At 35.1% G+C, this 21,503-nt stretch carries 19 protein-coding genes and 1 other annotated feature; of the genes, 1 reads left to right on the top strand and 18 read right to left on the bottom strand.

From position 1 onward, the window contains the following. The first annotated feature begins 68 nt into the window (after positions 1 to 68). On the top strand, positions 69 to 1,907 hold the full coding sequence (typA, locus tag HMPREF1639_RS00175; protein WP_036761942.1) for a translational GTPase TypA: 1,839 nt from the start codon (positions 69 to 71) through the stop codon (positions 1,905 to 1,907). Between the two features lie 57 nt (positions 1,908 to 1,964). Here the strand turns inward: typA and HMPREF1639_RS00170 are convergent, their stop codons facing one another. From HMPREF1639_RS00170 to HMPREF1639_RS00085, 18 genes are all read right to left on the bottom strand, one after another. Beyond that, positions 1,965 to 2,609: an SAM-dependent methyltransferase gene (locus HMPREF1639_RS00170; RefSeq protein ID WP_156955913.1), complete on the bottom strand. Its 645-nt coding sequence runs from the start codon at positions 2,607 to 2,609 to the stop codon at positions 1,965 to 1,967. 72 nt (positions 2,610 to 2,681) lie between these two features. Continuing rightward, positions 2,682 to 3,617 carry a magnesium transporter CorA family protein gene (locus tag HMPREF1639_RS00165; protein WP_036761936.1) on the bottom strand — a complete coding sequence of 312 codons (936 nt, stop codon included), beginning with the start codon at positions 3,615 to 3,617 and terminating at the stop codon, positions 2,682 to 2,684. Positions 3,618 to 3,716: 99 nt separating this feature from the next. Then, a complete protein-coding gene (locus HMPREF1639_RS00160) occupies positions 3,717 to 5,567 on the bottom strand; it encodes a tetratricopeptide repeat protein (protein ID WP_036761934.1) in 1,851 nt (616 codons plus the stop codon). Positions 5,568 to 5,732: 165 nt separating this feature from the next. After that, the gene (locus HMPREF1639_RS00155; RefSeq protein ID WP_036761930.1) at positions 5,733 to 6,833 is read right to left on the bottom strand and encodes a DUF3810 family protein; all 1,101 of its coding nucleotides are present in this window, start codon (positions 6,831 to 6,833) and stop codon (positions 5,733 to 5,735) included. A gap of 65 nt (positions 6,834 to 6,898) precedes the next feature. Then, positions 6,899 to 8,182 carry a hypothetical protein gene (locus HMPREF1639_RS00150; protein ID WP_036761929.1) on the bottom strand — a complete coding sequence of 428 codons (1,284 nt, stop codon included), beginning with the start codon at positions 8,180 to 8,182 and terminating at the stop codon, positions 6,899 to 6,901. Beyond that, entirely contained in the window at positions 8,169 to 9,071 is a 903-nt protein-coding gene (locus HMPREF1639_RS00145) for a hypothetical protein (RefSeq protein WP_036761924.1), read from the bottom strand. The genes HMPREF1639_RS00150 and HMPREF1639_RS00145 overlap by 14 nt, the downstream gene beginning before the upstream one ends. Positions 9,072 to 9,083: 12 nt before the next feature. Continuing rightward, on the bottom strand, positions 9,084 to 9,875 hold the full coding sequence (locus HMPREF1639_RS00140; RefSeq protein ID WP_036761923.1) for a hypothetical protein: 792 nt from the start codon (positions 9,873 to 9,875) through the stop codon (positions 9,084 to 9,086). Further along, a complete protein-coding gene (locus HMPREF1639_RS00135) occupies positions 9,868 to 10,587 on the bottom strand; it encodes an ABC transporter ATP-binding protein (RefSeq protein ID WP_036761921.1) in 720 nt (239 codons plus the stop codon). The genes HMPREF1639_RS00140 and HMPREF1639_RS00135 overlap by 8 nt, the downstream gene beginning before the upstream one ends. Then, the gene (locus HMPREF1639_RS00130; RefSeq protein WP_156955912.1) at positions 10,562 to 10,969 is read right to left on the bottom strand and encodes a GntR family transcriptional regulator; all 408 of its coding nucleotides are present in this window, start codon (positions 10,967 to 10,969) and stop codon (positions 10,562 to 10,564) included. The genes HMPREF1639_RS00135 and HMPREF1639_RS00130 overlap by 26 nt, the downstream gene beginning before the upstream one ends. A 137-nt stretch (positions 10,970 to 11,106) precedes the next feature. Further along, positions 11,107 to 12,441, bottom strand: a complete 1,335-nt coding sequence (locus HMPREF1639_RS00125) for an MATE family efflux transporter (RefSeq protein ID WP_036761914.1) — start codon at positions 12,439 to 12,441, stop codon at positions 11,107 to 11,109. A 92-nt stretch (positions 12,442 to 12,533) separates the two neighbouring features. Then, positions 12,534 to 13,970, bottom strand: a complete 1,437-nt coding sequence (locus HMPREF1639_RS00120) for a sensor histidine kinase (protein WP_036761910.1) — start codon at positions 13,968 to 13,970, stop codon at positions 12,534 to 12,536. Then, on the bottom strand, positions 13,970 to 14,665 hold the full coding sequence (locus HMPREF1639_RS00115) for a response regulator transcription factor (RefSeq protein ID WP_036761908.1): 696 nt from the start codon (positions 14,663 to 14,665) through the stop codon (positions 13,970 to 13,972). The genes HMPREF1639_RS00120 and HMPREF1639_RS00115 overlap by 1 nt, the downstream gene beginning before the upstream one ends. A 23-nt stretch (positions 14,666 to 14,688) precedes the next feature. After that, the gene (locus tag HMPREF1639_RS00110) at positions 14,689 to 16,056 is read right to left on the bottom strand and encodes an FG-GAP repeat domain-containing protein (protein ID WP_036761906.1); all 1,368 of its coding nucleotides are present in this window, start codon (positions 16,054 to 16,056) and stop codon (positions 14,689 to 14,691) included. Positions 16,057 to 16,065: 9 nt separating this feature from the next. Beyond that, a complete protein-coding gene (locus tag HMPREF1639_RS00105; protein ID WP_036761904.1) occupies positions 16,066 to 17,214 on the bottom strand; it encodes a THUMP domain-containing class I SAM-dependent RNA methyltransferase in 1,149 nt (382 codons plus the stop codon). Between the two features lie 298 nt (positions 17,215 to 17,512). Beyond that, complete coding sequence (locus tag HMPREF1639_RS00100) at positions 17,513 to 18,157, bottom strand: amino acid ABC transporter ATP-binding protein (protein WP_036761902.1); 645 nt, start codon at positions 18,155 to 18,157, stop codon at positions 17,513 to 17,515. 11 nt (positions 18,158 to 18,168) lie between these two features. Next, positions 18,169 to 18,786, bottom strand: coding sequence for an amino acid ABC transporter permease (locus HMPREF1639_RS00095; RefSeq protein WP_036761899.1), 618 nt, complete (start codon positions 18,784 to 18,786; stop codon positions 18,169 to 18,171). A gap of 64 nt (positions 18,787 to 18,850) precedes the next feature. Next, positions 18,851 to 19,654 (bottom strand): amino acid ABC transporter substrate-binding protein, encoded by an 804-nt coding sequence (locus tag HMPREF1639_RS00090; RefSeq protein ID WP_036761896.1) that lies wholly within the window; start codon positions 19,652 to 19,654, stop codon positions 18,851 to 18,853. A 90-nt stretch (positions 19,655 to 19,744) separates the two neighbouring features. After that, positions 19,745 to 19,991: a binding site (T-box leader), on the bottom strand. Positions 19,992 to 20,144: 153 nt separating this feature from the next. After that, entirely contained in the window at positions 20,145 to 21,470 is a 1,326-nt protein-coding gene (locus HMPREF1639_RS00085) for a hypothetical protein (RefSeq protein WP_036761892.1), read from the bottom strand. Positions 21,471 to 21,503 lie beyond the last annotated feature (33 nt).

The raw sequence follows: 21,503 nt of genomic DNA, 5'->3' as shown, positions 1-21,503 counted from the left end.
ATTTTTATTTGGTATAATATTAAAGTTGGATTAAAAATGAATATAGATTTAAAAAGGAGCGTTTTTTAGTGAGTATTAAGCATAATATAATTAATATAGCAGTAATAGCCCACGTCGATGCCGGAAAGTCTACCCTAGTAGATGCCTTCCTAAATCAGAGTGGCGTATTTAGAGATAATGAGGTTGTAAAGGACTGTGTAATGGACAGCAACGACCTAGAACAGGAGAGGGGTATCACTATCTACTCAAAGAACTGTTCAATCAGGCATGGTGAATACAAGATAAATATAGTAGATACACCAGGCCATAGTGACTTCTCTTCTGAGGTTGAACGTGTACTAAAGACTGTAGATACAGTTATCCTACTTGTAGATGCTACAGAGGGACCAATGCCTCAGACTAGATTCGTTCTACAGAAGTCATTGGAACAGGGCCTAAGGCCTATCCTATTTATAAATAAGATAGACAAGAAGGACCAGAGGGCTGAAGAGGTTGTAAATGAAGTATTTGACCTATTTGTAGAATTAAATGCTACAGACGAGCAGTGTGACTTCCCTATCGTATACGGTATAGCCAAGCAGGGAATTGCATTGAAGGAATTAGAAGATGAAGGCAAGGACCTATCTCCTCTATTTGAAACTATTATTAACCATGTAGATGCCTACCCTGATTATGATGATGAAGACTTACAGGTTCAGATATCTGCCCTAGCCTATGATGACTATATAGGTAGATTGGGTATAGGTCGTGTATTCAAGGGTAAGTTGAACTCAGCAGACCAGATTTGCATATGCTCTGAGGGTCATGATCCAAGAAGGGGCAAGATTTCAAAGTTATCTGTATATGAAGGTTTAAAGCAGGTTGAAACTAGTGAGGCCATGAGTGGTGAAATGGTAGTTATAGCAGGCATACCTGATATAGCTATAGGTGAAACTATCTGTGCTTCCGACAAGCCAATGCCTATGGGAGCTATCCTGATTGAGGAACCTACCCTATCTATGAACTTTATGGTTAATGATTCACCATTCGTAGGTAGAAGTGGTAAGTTCGTAACTACTAGACATATAAAGGAAAGACTAGAAAAAGAGCTAGAAGTAAATGTAGGTTTAAAGGTAGAACCACTTGAAACTACAGACGGATACAGGGTTAGCGGACGTGGTGAGCTTCACCTTTCAATATTGATAGAAAATATGAGAAGAGAAGGATATGAACTAGGAGTATCAAAGCCACAGGTATTGATGCATAGAGATCCAGAAGGCAACCTTGTAGAACCGATAGAAAGAGTTATAGTTTCTTGTCCAGAAACATACTCAGGTACGGTAATCAACGAATTAAACCTTAGAAAGGGTCTAATGGAATCAATGGAAATCCTAGATGGCAACTATGTCAAGATAGAATTCTTGGTGCCTACAAGAGGTCTACTTGGATATAGGAGTGAATTTATAAATGCTACTAGGGGTGAAGGTACCCTACTTTCATCATTCGAAAAGTTTGATGATTACAAGGGTGAAATACCATCAAGACTAAACGGTGTGCTAATATCTCAGTCTGCCGGCAAGACTATGGGTTACGCCTTAAATGCCCTATCATCAAGGGGTATACTATTTGTAGATCCAGCTGTCGATGTATATGAAGGTATGATTATAGGTATGAACTCTAGAAAGGAAGACATGGTAGTAAATCCATGTAAGAACAAGAAGATGTCAAATGTCAGAGCTTCAGGTTCAGATGATGCTATCAAGCTATCTCCACCTAAGATATTTACATTAGAAGAATCATTAGAATTTATAGATGATGATGAACTAGTAGAAGTAACACCTGACTCAATAAGACTAAGAAAGAAGATTCTTAACGAGCAGGACAGGGTTAAGTACAACAGGTCACTACAAAACAAGGTAATAGACTAAGATAAAGAAATATACCTACTAAATGTAAAGGTCACTGTCTTTGGTATAAAACACCAATTACAGTGACCTTTTTTTGTCATCTTTGAAAAGCGTCAGGTTTCTATAATAAACAGACTTGATAGATATATTTGTAAAACAATCATCGTAAATTGACTTGGTCTCCCCCAACCTGTATACGACAAACCTCTCTCTAGGGTCATCTTTTGCCTTATCTAAAAATATTTCCTTGTATAGTTTGAAATTAGTCCTATTTTCTAGGTAATCGATATACTCATATGAGGGATAATAAAGAATAATATCCACTTCCCTGGGCTGATCTTCAAGTGACCTATATATATTATTGATAACACTGATAAATATACTTAGGGCAAAGGGATTAAAAAAATAAAACTTATTTTCAAAACTGCTTATTTGGTACTTCTCTGCTGGTCCATTCACAAAAAATAACTTGTCCTTGGAAGAGATATTTCTAGGCCTGTAGTTTTTCTTGTTGCTAAGAGCCATCTTGTGGAAGTCCTCGCTGATTTCTACACTGGTACAATATGAATTAAATAAAAAATTTACCAGAAAAGCAAATCTAGCCTTGCCAGAACCAAAATCTACAAAGTGATCATCATTATTTGCCCTATATTCATCAAACAAACTAATAAGAGCCTCATATGGCGTTGGTTCATATCTATTGTATAGCTTTTTCTTATCCATCCTGGTTTCGATCTTTGTTGTATTTATATGTAATAATTTCTCATAATTTTGTTCATGCATTATATCACCAACCTATAATATTCTTTTCTTTATCAAGTAGGCAGTTGATAGGACACAGATAAGTATAGTTACTATATTTACAATCCAAAAGCCAAATGGGTGTTGTGCAAGTGGTATACCACCAACATTCATACCAAATAGACCAGAAATAATAGTTGGAATTGCCATAACTATAGTTACTACAGTCAGGTAGGTCATTACATTATTCTGGTTGTTGCTGATGATGGCACTAAATGCATCCATAATTCTGCTAAGTATATCTCCATACATTTTTGACATTTGTAGAGCCTGTTTATTTTCAATTATTACGTCCTCTAAAAGGTCATCATCTTCTTCATAATGCTTTATTACATTTAGCTTTAATAGTCTATCCAAAGTTGCTTCATTGGCAGTAAGTGATGTTGAGAAGTATACGAGAGATTTCTCTAGTTGCAATAACTGTAGTAGCTCCTTATTTTTCATGGAATTGTGGATTTCCTGCTCTATAAGGTTGGTAGTATTGTTAATCCTTCTAAGATATAGCAAGTAGAAGGTAGCATTCCTGTACAGTATTTGCAGAATAAACCTAGTCTTCATATATGTGTAGAAGTCCTTTACATGACCTACTATAAAGTCATTAATAATTCTTGACTGTTTGGAGCAAATGGTAATGATACAGTCTTTTGCAAGTATTATTCCGATTGGAACTGTTACGTAGTTTGAAGATTTTGAGTCTGACATATCGAATGGTATATCTATCAATATTAGGGTGTAATCTTCATCATACTCTATTCTAGAACTTTCTTCATTATCCAGGGCTGCACCCACAATATCTGCATCAATTTCCAATAGCTGGCTTATATCGTCTATTTCATTTGAGGTTGGCTCTGTAAGATTTATCCAACAACTTGGTTCGAATTCATCCAATCTTTCTAGGTTTCCATTAATTGTCTTGTAGTATCTTATCATAAGCTCACCCCTTTCTAAATTTTATTATATTTATTATTAAAAATAAGTTTTATATAAATAGGAATACCCTTTATATGTTGACTATACCTATAGTATAGATTAGATATCTATATTTTCAACTTGACCCTGGTCTACAGCCATTCTTACATCTCCCTGACTAAGTAGACTAGTAATATCTTCATCTATATCTATAATATAAAGTGGTTCTACATCCTCCTTAATACCCTCATATTCAAGTGGGTATATAGAAAAATCAGTCATTAAAAGATGGTCATCTATAAAGTCCATATGCCTTACATCATTTAAAAGTTCATTGGCGTTTTCGTAATTGAGGTTGGCTAGAGATTTAAACATGTCAATTGACTTCCTATAGTAGAAGGCTGCCAAGAAATATTCACATCTCTTGTTGCCATTTTCAGCCCCCATTTTTAGATACTTTTCTGCCTTATCGTACTCAAAACTCCTAAACATTAATTGGGCTAGATTGTACATAGCTTCAGAACAGTTGAGGTCTATTGCCTTTTCGTAGTACTCTATTGCCTTCTTTGGGTCTCTAAAAAAGTTGTCATACATTATTGCAAGAGTATTTAAGGCATATATATTATTTAGGTCTGCAGGCTCTTCTAGGTATACTTTGGCTTCTTCATAATTAGTCTGCATAAAGTACAATCTGCCTGCGTATAGCTTGGCTATCTGATGTCCATGGTCTGATGCTATCTGATAGTAGCGTATGGCTCGTTTTTCGTTGCCAGTCTTTTCATAGATACTAGCTAGTTTGAAGCATGATTCTATATCACCATGGTCCGCTGCCCTCTTATACCAGTCAACCATATTGTCGAGGTCATTTATTTTTTCATACATATTAGCTAGCTTTATCTGGCAATTCAGGTTGTCAGGTATCATTTTATAATAGTCTATAGCTATTTCATATTCTTTTAAGGTCCTGCATAGGTCACCCATGTTTTCTGCAGAATTATAACAACCCTGTGCTATAGCTTCCTTATAGTAAAGACCGGCCTCTTTATAGTTCTTGTCTTCAAATAAGATTCCAGCTAGGTTGTTCTTGGCCTCCTTTATATTGTCATCAGCAGCCATCTTGTAGTAGATTCTAGCATTGTCAGTATCATTATTTCTATTGTATAGATTTGCCAGTCTGTACTTGGCCATAGTATGGTTTTGAGCAATTGCCAACTCATAATAGTGAATGGCATCGGATGACTTATCCTTCCTGTCCAATATAAAGCCCATTCTGTACTGGGCGTCAGGATCTCCCTCGTCTGCTGCTATTGAATAGGCTTTTTCAGCTTCAATGAAGTTTTCAGACAACTCACTTAGAACACCTAGGTTCATAGCTGCCTTGAGGTGTTTCTTTTTAAGCAATTTTTTGTATAGGTCTATAGACCTAGTAAAATTACTCCTATCCATTTCTATAACTGCCAAGTTGTATATCGAGTCCTCGTCATTTAAACTGGCTCCCTTTTCATACATCTCTTCAGCTAGGTCCTTGTTAGCCAACTCAATATTGAGTAGGCCAAGGTTGAAGTATGATTTAGCAAAACCTGATTCTGCCGTCTCTTTTAAAATTTTTTCAGACATTTCATAGTCTTCAAGTATATAATAGATGACCCCCATATTGTTTTTGGCCGCAAGTATGCCCTTGTCAGCAGCCTTTTCATACCAATATAAGGATGTATCGTATATTTCATTGTTGTAGTACATATTTCCCAGGTTAAAAGCTGCATAGTCGACACCATTATTAAAGGCAGACTTGTACCAGTTCTCTGCCTTTTCTATCTCTCCTTGACTGTCATACAATTGTCCGAGAATAAGTTGGGCTCTCTCATATCCAGATTCTGCTGCTTCTTTAAATTTTTCAACGGCAAGGTCTGACTTGCCTATTTTTTCATAGAAGTTTCCTTTTAAATAGTCCACTTTTGGATTTTGCGACATTTCTTTCACCCCTTACTCTCATTTGCCTACTTATACACTTATAATTATATAGTATTTAAAAAGTAAAGTAAATATAAATAAAAAAGTGACTATGCTACTTTTTTTCTATCAATATAACGAGATATTAAAAAAGATGCTAATATAGTCACTTTTATATTAATTGGTTTAGTAGGTAAATAAAGAGTAATAGCTAGCCATTAAAATCGATATTTCCCTTTCAAGACTGTCAAATCTAACATCACCGTTTAACCTTTTAAAATTATATTTCACTTTGTCTGTAATTTTCTTACCAGGACTATTTTTTGACCTAAATTTACTAATCAAATTCATATCAGACCTTATATCCTTGTCCATATTTGATACAAAGTAATTATATTCTACCTTGTTGTCCAACATCATAGATTGGGTCATCATGCTCAGTATAGATATATAGGCTGAGTATTTGACACTTGGATTTGTATTGTTGATACCTGCTAGATAGGCAAAAAACATGGCTTCGTCTTCCCTAGCTATCCCCCTCTGGTAGGCTAGGTACTTTGATACCAAGAAAGGCTTGTATATGTCTGGTAGATCCTTGCTAATACTGACTTCGTTTGTAAGTATATAATACCTTCCCTCTAGTCCCAATATATCAAATACAGGGCTTTTAACACTTAATTTTGCCCTAGAGTATTTACCTGCCAGGCTTGGAAAGGCATCTGACACTATCCTAAATCCCTCTTCAGCCTGCAATGACAGGTCATTTATATTTGATAGGCTAGAATTTTGGTCGTGTTTTATCAAGTTTCTGGTGTCTATAGCCTTGCCCTCCAAGTATTTCAAAACCTCCAGTTGTTTGTTGGTACCTACATGTACTTCAATATTGGTTGAATACTTGGCATTATATTTGTCTAACAAGGAATTGGCTAAGGGTTGGGTATGGTAGTTCAAGCCATAGAAAAGAACAAATATGAAAAATCCTAGGCAAAAAATATTTACGCCACCCCAAAATACCCTGTATATATATATCAACCATTTGGTTGGGCTAAAGAGCCTCCTTATAAAATTTATTAAAAAATATATCATTAATAGTATGAATATAATAGTCAAGATATCCCCTACTGGTATATCCACCTTGCCAAATAATAGGCTCAGCTTTTCTCTTATAAACTTATTTATAATATTTGTATATATTAGCCCAGTTGCTTTTTTGTACTTGACACCCAAGCCAAGTATAAAGCTTGAAAATACAAAAAGCAACAGGGGTCCTATCTTAAATTTAAACATTAAACCACCTCCATAAGCATGATATATTATATCATATTTTGAGTGGAATTTGCTCAAATTATAAATCATCTTGATTTAGTCGTGGCATATATTTCGTTTACCTGATTAGATACAGCCCCCATCAGTATACCCTCATAGTCTATCCTTTTAGTATCTAGACCATAGATATATATTTTTTTAAGTGGATTCAAGTTCATGCCATATTGGTAATGTTTTTTGTCCATCAAGTTACCATTATTAGACATTGAAAATATCAACTTGTCTCCATTTAAGAATATATTCGCCTCCCAATTAGCGTCGAATACAAACTGGTCACCCTTGTCTTGGACCTTTTTACTATAGGGTGAAACTCTTATACCCAAGTCTATATCTTCTTTTGCTACTAGCCTTCCATCCTTGAGTTCTATAATATAGGCATGGAAGTTCTTACCATTAGTAGGATTACAAACTCTGACTATCTGATTTTTATCCTCTAGATATTTTATATATATACCTAGTTCAGTTCTTATATTATCCCTTGGGTCTCTATTAAATACATCGTAAAGAGGGTCATCTTTTTCAAAATAGTGTCTTGATATTTTGTGGTCTTTGAAGTCAAATGACAAGGTTGATGGTCTAAAGTTTCCAGACTCGTCACTATAGTCAAATACAAACATCTTGTCAAAGGCAACAATAGCATACCTAGCCCACCTATATTGTATTGAATCTCTATTTTCACCCAAAATTGTCAGACCCTTGTCTTGACTTTCACCTACAAGGGTAAATTTATCATCCTCTATACTGGCAAATGCGATCATATAAGACTTTTTTTCATTATTGTAGTAGGAAAAGGCACACTGGTATTGGCCCTTGTACTTTTCAATTCTATAAATATTTAGATCTCCGGTCTTTGCACTTGCTACAATATCCTTATTGTCACTTATAGCAGAATAGTTATTACCCTTGTAATCCTGAAAATGTATTTTTACAAAACCCCTGTTTTTTATATATTTATAGTAGACTTTTAAGCCAAGTGTCACGGAAGTTTTTGGCTCGTAAGTCGTTTTTTTATCTGCAAAGACCAGCTTACCATTCTCTCTTTTAGGAGTTAGAGGTGTGCTGTTTGATGTAGACAAAAGATAGGTATTTGTACTTGCAAGCCTCTGGTCCATATATTCATCCTCTTCAGGGTAGGAAAGTATATTACTATCTAGTATCAACAAGTTTTGTTCATTAAGTAGGGCATCATTTCCCCTAACAGTCTTTACGATTTGAGCCTTCTTGTAGGATGTATTTACAAAGTGAATACTAGCTAGAAGGGCTAGTATCAGGCCCATAAAAATCAAGAAACCTTTTTTACTTGTCTTCATATCTCAACCCTCCTCTAAAAGCCTTGCTACTAGCCAGCATATCCATAGTAAAGAGTATAGCAACTAGCATGTAGACTATACCCAAAAAGATATAGCTTGGTATAGTCGTTATCCAACCACAACTTCCACCGAGACTAGTACCAAAGTTAGTATCTAAACCTACATAAATTACTAAGACACCCGATACAAGTATCAATATAAAAAAGATAATTCTCTTTAAGAGCCTTCTCTTGTTATTTCCAGCATATATTAGGCTAGCTGATGATTGTAGCCCTATTATTGATGGTAAAACTAGCATAAATGTATAAAATAAGCTGTACCTAAAATTAAATGGTAGGAACTTAAGATCTGATGTCAAGGCCCAGATACCAGGACTATATAGACCTCCAAAATGTACAATATTTACCAGGTCCATAGCCAGTAAGGCCAGTGTAATCATCAAAATTGTGTAGATATATATACTAAGACCTGCCATTATCTTGGACAATTTTATTTCTATAGTCCTATAGGGTAGGTTGTAAAGTAGGTAGAAGGAAGAGTTTTTCTTCCTAAAGTCCTTGCTAACCAATATATAAGATACCAGTATTGATATAGCTGATATAGCTCCCAGCATCAATATATTAGGAGATATAGATGTTTTAAAATTAATGGAACCTTTTATTAGAGAGTCCAATATTTTTGATTCACCTGTATTAGAAGCACCAGCCAGTATTTTTGGATATATATCTGTAAATTGGTTGAAATTACCCCCTATATACTTGCCTGTAATATGGGCATTTATACAAAATATGAGCCATATAAGAACAGAAGCGGTCAATAATACAATTATTTTTTTATTTGTCTTTAACTCATGGTAGTACAATTTAAAAATATTATTAATGAATTTCATATATCACACCCCCTAATAATCCAGTTTTTCAACCAGAAATATATTTATAAAAAGAACTAAAAGCCCATTTATAATACTTGCTACAGGATTTGAAAAATCATAAAAGTTAAGCTTGAACAAGACTGCATTGCCTAGTCCATATAGGGCTATAATAAGCAGACAAGCCTGAGAAGTCGTAATATTTATCCTTCTGGAAAAGATTATTGTAGCCAAACAAGCTAGCCCTATTAATAAGAACCATAGAGCAAATATGTTGATAAAGTCAAATTCCTGGAAAATATTATTTGTATGTAAGGAATATTTAAAGAAACCCATTGTACCTATCTTGCCACCTATAATTATTCCATGCTCTAGACTATAGGTCCTAAATGCTGACAATAGGTAGGCAGACCTCATATAGCTAATCAAGAGAATGGTTATGTAGTTTACAAGTATAAATAATCCAGACTCTATGTAAATCATTAATAGGTGTATAGGCCTAAAAAAAGGTATTTGCAGGATATTGTAGGCAGTTGAGTCCTGACTAACATTTACCTTTTGGTTTGTTATAATCGCCACCAATATCAAGCCGAATAACAATAGAAGTAGACTAGCTATTTTACCTGGTTCCATCCTATCCAAATAACTATACAAATGTATATATGTATAGCCGGAAAAATCCTCTTCTTCAAAAAGTCCCACTGTTATTCTGCTAGTTACTAGGCAAATCAAGGCATATCCAAGACTAACTACTAGGAAAAATCCTGCCGTTAGCTTCATATTCCTCTTTAAGTCAAACTTCAAATATTTAAACAAGCTAGTCATCCAAAGACACCTCTCTTATTTTTTCTAAAATAGACTTGCCTTCCTCTAATCTCATCTCCTCAGCATCAAAGCTGGCTACCAGTCTACCCTCTCTCAAAATATGAACATAGTCGACTATAGATTCTATATCGTCTATCTCATGGGTAGATAGGATTAGGGTCTGGTCTCCTGTCATATACTGGGCCATTACACTGACAAATTCCTGTCTCTTAAAGACGTCAATACCTGCAAAAGGCTCATCTAGGATTATGTACTTCATATTTAGGCAAAAGGCCATTACTAGCTTGACCTTGGCAATATTACCCTTGGACATGGAGTCGATGACATCTGTCCTATTTATTTTAAAGAGGTCTAGCATTTCATCAGCCTTGTCATCGTCCCAAGTCTGATAAAAATCCTTGTAGAAATCAATCATGTCCTGGACGCTGTAGCCAGGAAAATGGGTCTGGCAGTCTGGCACATAGATCATCTTATTATAGAGCTTGTAGGAAAGCCTCTGGTCATCTATAGTGATATGCCCCCTACTCGGCCTTATAAACCCCATTATTGACTTTAGTAAGGTAGTCTTTCCTGAACCATTTAGCCCTAAGACTGCTGTGATAGTGCCTTCTTTAATATCCAGACTAACATTATCTAGGGCATATTTAACATAAGAAGACCTCTTATCAGAAAAGTTTTTATATTTTTTAGTTAGATTCTGAACTCTTATCATCTTCTACATCCTCCTTAATTTCATCATAATACTGGCCCACCAAATTAATTACCTTTTCCTTTGGTATATTTATAGACTTCATTGTAGTGATGAAATCTATAAGTGGCTCCTTGATATAATCGTCTCTCAGTTCCTTCAATTTTTCGAGGTCACTTGTAATCATACTACCCTTGCTCTTCTCAGTCACTATTAGTCCGATTTCATCCATGTGTGAATATGCCTTCTGGACTGTATTTAGGTTGACTCCGAACAGGCCGGCTACTTCCCTCCTAGATGGTATTACATGACCAGGACCTAACTCACCTAAGAATACCTTAGATTCAAAGTATTTTGCTATCTGTAGGTATATGGGCGAATTGCTGTTAAATTTTATCTCCTTCAAGGACAAATCACTCCTCCTCTCTTGATTTTACATTTGTAACATATTTCTGTAGATAGACTATTTGCTATTATGTTACTGTACTATAGATCTAGTACACTTTAACCGTATTATATCACTAGTACAGTTTTAGAGCAAGACTATTTTTTAATATTTAAAGAACGTATATCGATATATAATAGGATTAAGGCTATACCACCAGATATAATATCACTTAAGGCATTAGACAGGTAGACACCACTTATGCCCATCACATTTGGTACTATATACAATAGGGGTATCAGGACACCACCATACCTAAGTATGTAGAGGATGGAAGAGGTCTTTGGTCTCCTAATAGATTGAAAATAGGTAGTCGCTATAGAGTGAATACCTATAAAAGTGATTCCTAGTAAGTATATCTTTATATTTTTAGTGGTAATATCCAGCAATCTAGTCTCGGATGTAAAGAGATAGACAAAAATATTTGGATATAATTCTATGATTCCTAAAAATACCGAACTGATTACAATGATTAGGCCAGTTGTTAATTTGACGGTTTCTACTATTCTATCGTACTTATTTGCACCAAAGTTATAGCCGATTAATGGCTGGGCTCCCTGACTTATACCGTAAATTACCATTGTGATAAACATACTTATTGAGGTAATAATTGTCACCGATGCCAAATGGTAGTCACTACCCAAGTCGATTATAAACCTGTTTAGTATGATACTGACAATGGTTCCAAATATGTTCATAAAGAAATTTGGTAGCCCATTTTTAAATATCTCTAGCATGGATGACCAGTCGAAAGATGCGTTCTTTTTTCTAAACTTGATTGGTACATGGGCTGCATTTATAAAAAAATACAAGACAAATAAAGTGACCAGAGTCTGAGATATGACAGTTGCTACTGCTGCCCCCATGACACCCCACTTAAATACAAATATAAATAAGGCGTCTAATCCAATATTTAGGACCGAACTTATTAGGACTATCATCATTGATTCCTTGGCATGACCAAGACTCCTAACGCAATTGTTTAGGCAGTAGCCAGTCAGACCGGGAACACCTCCTAAAAGTATCACTATAATATATTCTCTTGCATAATTGTATACATCTTTAGAAACTCCCAACAAGTCAAAAATTGGATCCATAAAGACTAGACATGCTAGGGTGATTATAAGTTCAGAAATTATAATCAAAATTAAGGCGTTAAAGAGTATTTTTTCAGCAGAGTCGTATTCTTTTTCTCCATATTTGATAGATATTAAGGTTGAAGCACCTACACCAATTAGTAGGACAAAAGCCATCTGGACTACCTGAAATGGCATGGTTATACCAATTGCAGTTAGTCCTAGAGGATTGGTCCTACCTATAAATATCCTGTCTACTATATTGTATATGGCTGCAACCAGCATACTCAAAATAGCTGGTATACTCATTTCTACCAGTAACTTTGAAATTTTATCATTAGCTAAATCCTTGTTCAAGACTACCTCCTATATGCTTTATAATTAGTTTTAATGTAATTAATAACCCCATATGGGCAATATACCCTCATGAGGTTATTTTATACAAAATATTAAGATTTTCTGCTGTCATTACTGATTGTAATTGTTATCTGTGTTCCTACATTTTTCTTACTATTGATAGTTAGTGAACCGCCGTGTAGCTTTACTATTTCTTCGCTAATGGCTAGGCCTAGACCACTACCCGACTTATGGAAGTCTTCTTGGAAGAACTTCTTTGATACATTGCCTATATTCTTTTCATCTATTCCTATACCATTATCTATTACACAAATAGAGGTTTCATTGCTGGTCTGGTCTACCTTGACCGATATGACACCACCATCTGGTGTGAACTTTATAGAGTTTTGAACTAAGTTTATAAGTACCTGCCTCAACCTATCCTTATCGCCATAAATAAGTTTCATATCTTGGTTCAAAAATTCAAAACTAAGCCTTATATTCTTGTTCATAGCCATAGCTCTGAGTTGGTTAACTACACTGGCAACTAGGTTTTCTATATTTACTTCAACAACTTTTAATTTCATTCTGTTAGAAGACAGTCTAGAGAAGTCTAGTAATTCTTCGACTAGTTTTATTAGTCTTTCTGTTTCATCATTTATTATACCTAGTCCCATGCTGAGCTCTTCCTTGCTGATGTTGTCTAGTTCAAGTGTCTCACTCCAGCCCTTTATAGATGTCAGTGGTGTCCTAAGTTCATGTGATACAGATGATATGAATTCGTCCTTGAGTTTTTCGCTCTTTTGTATTTCTTGAGCCATATTTTCAAAGGTATTGGCCAGATCACCTATTTCATCATCCGATATTCTACCCTTATTCATCTTGATATTGTAGTTACCCTTGGCCAACATATTGGAAAACAACTTTAGCTCATGCAGAGGGTCTATTATAGAATCTGCAAATTTTAGACTTAAGGTTATTGAAAATACTATTACCAAAAGCCCCATAAAGAATAGATAAGTCATTATTTTTAGTATTTCCATATTTACATACTTTAGGGATACACTAAAGCGAATAACTCCCTGTGTAATACCGTTCACTCTTATTGGTACGGATGCACTCATAACATTCTCACGTGTCAAATCTTCTTCATATATGTAAGTATTCATTTCGCTGCCATATATATTTTTAAGGGCTTTTTTTACATCTACATAATTTATAGTTTTATTACTATTGAAGCCATATTGGTCTATAAGCAGATTACCATGTCTGTCAATTACATTTATAGCAACATTGGTGTTTTGAAAACTATTTTGATTTTCTAGTATACTTCTAACCCTATCATTAAAGTCTATATTTGACATATTGCTGGCATTGTAGACAGTATCTATATACCTAATCTGTGAAAGCATTGTTTGTCTTATGGATGTATAATAGTATCTAGTTGTAAATATAGCAAAGAAAACCTCAAATATTACAACTATTAGGACAATGATGATTATGAAATTTTTTAAAACTTTTTTTCTTAATCCACCAAAATGTAAACCCATTAATCTGCTCTCCTAAATGTGTAACCATAACCCCAGGCAGTCAAAATATATTTTGGCTTGGAAGGGTCTTCTTCAATCTTATTTCTGATACGCCTTATATTAACATCGACTATTTTATAGTCGTATAATTCTGTGGATCCCCAAACTTCCTGTAGTATCTGGTCTCTGCTTAGACTATCACTGGCATTTAGCATTAGGAATTTTACAATAGAAAATTCAGTAGGAGTAAGGTCTACAACATCACCGTTCTTGTAGAGCTTTCTCTTGTTGGTATCCAGTGAGAATGGCGGAATGTCAAGTATACTACTCTTTCTAGTATCATTGTCTTTTTTTACCCTCCTAATTAGGGCAGACACCCTAAATAGAAGTTCTTTGATACTGAATGGTTTTATAATATAGTCATCTGCACCTGCCACAAATCCCTCTATCTTGTCATCTTCCTGAGATTTGGCTGTCAGCATAATAACACCCATATTTTCATACTTTTCTCTTATGTATCTACATACATCTATACCGCTCATATCAGGTAGCATAATATCTAAAAGGGCAAGGGATATATTTGTTTCACTATCTAATTTCTCTATAGCTTCACTGCCGGTTCCTGCCTCTATAACTTCATAGCCCTCCCTTTTTAAATTTATGCTTACGAAACTTCTGATACCTATTTCATCTTCCAAAATAAGAATCTTGTCCATATTATTACCTCCTATCAGACATATTAATTATTAATCATTTCAAATATATTTTTTATCCTATCAATATCAACACCGTATTTTCTCATCATAGCAGAGTTTGAACTTTTGAGAATACATACATAGTCATCTGTTTCAAAAAGGGTTGTAATTTTAGCATCATTTTTGTCCTTATTTTCATAACTAGACGTAGATTTTGACATGACGGTATAAGTTAACAGGTGAATTCTAGATTTGCTAGTAATATAATATATAGAATAGTCATAGTTTTCATCGTTTTTTTCAATCTTTATATATATCTTGTCTCGCATCCTGTCAGGTATATGAAGTTTGTGGTTGTAGGCAAATGAATAAAAGTATTGACTAACTGGAGCTAATACTTCCTTATCACCTTGTTGGCCATTCCAATTATACCAAGTAATAATTACATTGTCCTTTGAACTAGCATTTGTCAACTTTTGTTCAACTTTTGGTAGGTCTAACAAGCCATCTCCATTTATATCTTCAGGCCTAAGATTGTAGGGATTTATAGCCAAAGTAGACTCATTTTTTATCACTTTTTCAAATTTTGAATTCTTATAGATTACTAATTGATTTACCGCACTGCCTCTCAGACTATGGTAGGTGATTATACTACCAAAATAATTGTCTGAAATTCTACCGTTTAGTATTTCCACCTTGTCTAGTGATTCCACAGTATATGAAGTTTCATATTTATCAAATTGGATTTTGTTATTAAGTAGCTTCATACCACATATACTAACTTCATAATTTTGCTGGTTCTGTATTAGAGCTAGACATTCCATCTTTCCATCCCTATTGTAATCAAAAAAGTTTAGTTTTATAGAAGTTTCAGATGAATTATATTCAGCTGTTTTCTTGATAAGACCATTATCATAGTTATAGATATATATATTCTCAAAGCCCATACTATTGATGTGTAGGATTATTTCCTTTTTGCCATCATTGTCTATATCTATAAAGTTAGCATATTTAATACTCTCTCCTGGTATTTTGACGATTTTTTCGTCCTCTTCAGATATTTGTCTATTACGTGTATTAAATATGTACATATATATACTACTAGTTCCTTGATTTTCGTTAGTTTTTTTCTTAAAAGCAACTATTTCATTTCTTCCATTCATATCTAGGTCCACCCTGTTTATTCTTGACACTTCGTTGAAATTTTGTGGTAGGGTAAAGCTAGTGTCTATTGGTGTTAATTGTCTAATAGAGTTGTATATTTCCAAATTTTCCTCGTTGCTACTAGGCTTTACTATTAGTTTTTCCGGTGATTTTAGGGAATTAAAATTTGCCGTTATCAGTATTGGAAGTATAATCAACAAAATTATAAAGAAACCCCACATCTTCCTATTAAATAACTTATTCAACATATCACCCCTTTAAGCTTTTTTAGGTGGTTTAGGTCCTGGATACTGGTAGTAATAGGTCTTTAACATACCATTGTACAGTTTTCTCTTTCTAATAGCATCCTGACCAAACTCATATTCAAAATCTTCATATGAAGTAATCAAGTAGTATGACCAATTTTTAAGTCTTCTAAGTGTATAGCCAAGTTCTTTGTATAGTAGCTTTACACTTTCCTGGTCCTCCAGTCTTTCTCCATAAGGTGGGTTGGTAATCAAAAACCCATATTCTTCATCAGATTTGAATTCTCTAGCGTCTTTACATTCGAATTTTATATAATTTTCAACTCCAGCTATTTCTGCATTATGCTTGGCTATCTCTATAGACTCTGGATCTATGTCATATCCGTATATAGTGAAGTCTTGGTCTTCGTTTAAGAGGTCAAAGGCTTCCTTTCTTACCTCCCACCATATCTTCTTGTCTATAGTTCTCCACTTTTCTGAGATAAACTCCCTATTCATACCTGGAGCCATATTTATTCCCATCATGGCTGCCTCAATCAATATTGTTCCTGAGCCGCACATTGGGTCGACTAGGGTTCTACCAGGTCTCCAAGGTGTCAAGTATACTAGCCCTGCTGCTAGTGTTTCCCTGATAGGAGCCTTGTTTGATAGCTCCCTGTACCCCCTCTTGTGAAGGGCTAGACCAGTTGTATCTATAGAAAGTACTACCTTGTCCTTGTGTATAAATACAAAGATAGGATACCTTTCCTTATCTTCTTTTAGCATACCAGACTCCATGTATTTTTCCTTTAGGCTATCTACTACAGCCTTTTTGACTATAGACTGTATATCCGGCGTTGAATATAGTTTGGACTTGATCGAAGACGCCTTTGCAACTGGAAACTCAGCCCCATAAGGTATAAACCTAGACCAGTCAATCTGCCTAGTCCTGTCATAGAGTTCCTCAAAGGATGTAGCCTTAAATTCTGCCACCTTTAGGCTGACCCTCTCTGCACACCTCAACCACATATTTGCCCTGGCTATGCCGTATTCGTCAGTCTTGTAGGTAACCCTACCGTCCTCCGTTTTTTCTATTTCAAATCCTAAATTTTTGATTTCATTTGCCAACATCTTTTCCATACCGAAAAAGCAAGGCGATATTAATGTATACTTATACTTCATACTTGTCCACCATTTCCATAATTTTATTTTTATTTTTTGATTATAATATTTTAGACTCTGGTTTTATGGATTTAAATTAAACCTATATATCCAAAGTATCACTAATAAGATTATACCATAGAATTGGACCTTTTCGTATTTTGCTTGTTTAAATATATAAGAAAAGGGAGCTAGAACATTCATTTAGATTTTGAAAAATGCCTAACTCCCTTTGATAAGACTAGTTTTGTTGTATAGTCTTTTATTATTTTATTTATCCTATTATATACATCAAAAATATAATACAAATTGAGATGGATTATAGCAATAGGCCGTCGGAAATATTTAGTGTCTTGTCTGCTATTTCCTCAGCAAAGACTGTATCATGGGTAATTATAAGTATTGCCATTCCCCTCTCTTTACACCTGCCTATGATGTCTTCTACCTTTTGGATATTCTCCTTGTCTAGGGCTGATGTCGGCTCGTCAAAGCACAATACCTTTGGCTTTAGGGCGCATGACCTAGCTATGGCTACCCTCTGCTGCTGGCCACCTGATAGCTGGTAGGGATAGTGATCCTTCTTGTCCAAGAGGTCGACCATTTCCAATAGCTCTAAGGCCTCCTTGATTGCCTCGTCCTTATTTTTACCGAATACCCTTACAGGAGATTCAATTATATTTTCAATGACACTTAGGTGTGGAAAGAGGTTGAAATTCTGAAATACCATACCAATCTGGCCCCTTACCTCTTTCATGTCACTGCTTGACTTAATCTCTATATCGTCTAATACTATCTTACCGCTATCGAAGCTCTCTAGCCCGTTTATACACCTAATCAGCGTCGTCTTACCGGCACCTGACCTTCCTAGGACTACACCGATTTCTCCATTATTTATTTCAAAACTAATACCCTTGAGTACTTCTACCTGTCCAAATTTTTTCTTTAGATCTATTACCTTTAACATCTTATCACCCCTTACCTATAGTATGAATATCTCTTCTCTAAGAGTGCCATCAATTTTGTTAGGATGGCTGTCATCACCAAGTATATAACTGCTGCATAGGCGAAAGGCATCAAGCTGGCTTGCCTGTTGCTGGCCGCAGTCGCTACCCTTAATAGGTCGTTTAGTCCCAAGATGTATACTAGTGAAGTATCCTTTACTAGGGTAATCAGTTCATTGGAAACTGGTGGCAAGACCCTCTTTGTCAACTGGGGTAAAATTATCCTCTTGTACATTGTGATTTTATCAAATCCTAGTACCTTGGCTGCTTCAAACTGTCCCTTGTCTATTGATAGTAGGCCCCCTCTGAATATCTCTGCATAATAAGCTGCATAGTTGATTACAAAGGCTATAAAGGCCACTGTCAGCTGGTCAAATACTAGCTTTGGACTGATTATTGGAAGTACATAGTAGAAAAACATCATCTGTAGTAATAGGGGGCTTCCTCTCATTATCCATATATAGAAGCTAGATACTGAACTAGCTATTTTATTATTTGATAGCCTTACAAAGGCCACTGCTATACCCAAGGGTATGGAAAATATTGTTGTTACAAAGAACAATTCTAAAACTATTTTAACCCCTTCAATCATTTATTTCCTCCTGTTGCCTGTCACTTTTTTAGTCTTATGTGGTAGGCTTATTTTTGTATATTTATTATTGGTTGAACCATTTCTTCTTTATCTGGTCAAATGTACCATCGGCCTTCATATCATCTAGGGCCTTGTCTAGTGCGTCTCTTAATTCTGTGTCTTTCTTTCTGAAACCAACACCGTATTCTTCACTACCTAGGTCGCCTTCTAGTACCTTGTACTTGTCTGCACCCCTCTGGCTAATATAGTATTTTAGAAGAACTTCATCGCCGACTACTGCCTTTATCCTGCCTATTTCTAGGTCCCTAAGAGCCTTGTCATATGTATCGTATGTAACAGGCTTCTTGTCCTTAATCATACCTATAAATTCCTTATTTGCTTCAATTGCTTCTAGGGCTGATGATGCTGCCTGTGTACCAACAATCTGGTCTTTTAGATCTCCTAGCTTTGTAGGGCTTTCCTTTGCCATTGTAACTGCTATTTGTTTGTTGTCAAAGTATGGCTTTGAGAAGTTTACCTTTGCCTTACGTTCTTCTGTTATAGAATAACCATTCCATAAACAGTCAACATTTCCATTGTTCAGTGATTGTTCCTTCATTGACCAGTCTATGTTCTGGAATTTAACTGTATAACCGGCCCTCTTGAAGGCTTCATTGGCTAGGTCTACGTCGAAACCTTCTAGCTCATTTTTGTCATTTAAGAAGCCCATAGGAACGAATGTGTTGTCAAGTCCAATCACGACTTCTTTTTTGTTGCCAGTATCAGCGGCCTTTTGGTCATCCTTACCATTTGAGCATCCAACCATACCAGTCGCTAATAATAGTCCTAAGCCCAACATCACTGTCTTTTTGATAATACCTTTTTTCATTTTCTTTTCCTCCTAAAAAATATAATTAAATATGCCTTAGTCAGGTCCAGGATAGAATACACACAAAAAACTCCCGTGCCCTGACGTCTGCCAGAGGACGAGAGTATAAAATCCAATACTTCGTGTTCCCACCTCTATTCGTTACTATCTCACAATAGTAACCTCATCGAGTACTATATAATACTCTAACACTGTAACGTGTGTTCACGTGATAGCCTACTTTAATTTCGGTATCCAACTCATAGATGTGTTCAATATAATCTGTAATGTGCTTCTCACCAACCAGCAACTCTCTGATTAACTTCATATACCTACTATTTCTAGTCAAAGTCTTTAGTTTTGTGGTTTCTTTACTTGTTATAAAACATTTTAGTCCATGGTTTAGCATTTGTCAAGGACTTTTGAAAGTTTTTTAAAAGTTTTTTAAAAGTTTTAAAAAACTTCTAATTTTATAGTATATATCATATATCTTCAAATAATAATCTAGGCCCTATCTTGTTTTAGAAGTTTGGCTCCTTGCCCAAGGTACCAAGTTCACCTGACCAAAACTAATATCTTTGAACCTATCTGTATATTCACCCCTGTAGTTTATCAGGTAGAGTATTACCAGTTCGATGTAGTTTATGCCTAGAAGCGTTGTATTCCACATATCTTCAAATACCAACTTGTTGCCCTGTTTTGACTTGCTAGGGTGAACTACAGAGTTTCTGTAGTAGGTAATCAGGTCAACTCCATCATTAAAACTGTTTTTTAGTTCCATGGAAAATTGATCTATTTTTGATATGCTAGTATCTAACATACATTCTTTCAGAAGTCTTCTGATATTTTGATTAGCGGGATGACTATCATATTCTTGTCTTGAATATACCTCCTTCATTTCAACTAAGACTACGTATGATAACATTTCTAACGCTGTCTGTATAGAAATAATATTATTGTCGATATTGTTTCCATTTAGCGATTCTAGGTACCAGTCTAGTGTATTGGTTATAGCCCCACTATAGTATGAATCCTCTAGTTTTTTACACATCAATGATAGGTATTTCTCTATATTGTAGTAGTTGGATATTGTGGATGTCCAGTTAAATACAAACCTGTAGTCCGATGAATAGTTCTTACACCATTCCCTGTAGCTTTCCTTTCCATCTAGATATCCATGTGCATTAATTATATTTATATATCTGCCACAGGAAAAAGATAGGGCCGTTGATAGGTTGTTTAAAATATTCCTTAGCTTTTTTGTCTTGACCCGACTAGCATCTTTTTTATAAATCCTACCTGTATGTGTTATTATGCTACCACTTTTTGACACCAAGTTGTTATGCATTTCCTTGTTGTACTTATAGTTTTTATCTATGACAATTGTATAGTCATTTACCTCAAATTCTATCCTAGCAGCATATACCAAGTAACCTAGTTTTGCCAGCTTGCCAGGTATCTTATCCATATTTATTATATCGAACTGGGCATAGTCTACATCTGTATCCTTTGACTTGATTATAATGTCATTGACATAGCCATAGATTTCGCCGTTTGATGTTTGTACTATCTCGGCGTTTATAATCTTGTAGCCTGGTATTTCCAAGGATATTTCTTCCATGGATAGATCATCTATGTAGTCTGATATGGTATCGTATTTATATACACGTGCCTTGAAATTTATTGATACTGGGTCGGTTATCTTGTAATAGATAGTACCCTGACATTTAATGTCATAAGTTCCATATATATAAAACCTACCTTGGTATATTATTAGATCTTCGTTTATATAGTTATCATCATATAGGGAGACGAAAGCTTCATTACTTATATCCAATATTTTAACTCCTTCCAAAAAATAAGTACCCTA

Source organism: Peptostreptococcus sp. MV1, assembly GCF_000758885.1.
Lineage (GTDB): Bacteria > Bacillota > Clostridia > Peptostreptococcales > Peptostreptococcaceae > Peptostreptococcus.
The sequence above is the reverse complement of the archived record's forward strand: the minus strand, read 5'-3'. Positions and strand labels throughout refer to the sequence as shown.